Annotated in this window: 1 pseudogene; it reads right to left on the reverse strand. The window is 66.1% G+C overall.

Annotation, left to right across the window (positions count from 1 at the left end):
- Positions 1-192: pseudogene (locus tag CVH10_RS23415) on the reverse strand (response regulator); the annotation flags it as partial.
- Positions 193-245: the final 53 nt, after the last annotated feature.

Genomic DNA, 245 nt, shown 5'->3' on the forward strand with positions numbered 1-245 from the left:
CCAGATGGCGTGGAACACGTGATACAGGGCCACGCGCGGCGTCATGTCCGAGGCCAGCTGCTGCTCGCCGGCCGCCAGGGCCTCAAGCGCGCCGCGCACATAGTTGTCGCCCGTGGATTGATCGCCGGTCAGAGCGCGAGCGTAGCGGCGCACGTAAGGAAGGTGCGGCGCGAGTCTAGCCAAAAGGCTCATTCAGTCAGTCCCCGACAAATCTCCGCCGTCCCGGCAAGGGAAAGCGCTACAGC

The sequence above is a fragment of the Halomonas sp. ND22Bw genome (assembly GCF_003011945.1).
In the GTDB taxonomy this organism is placed as follows: domain Bacteria; phylum Pseudomonadota; class Gammaproteobacteria; order Pseudomonadales; family Halomonadaceae; genus Halomonas; species Halomonas halophila.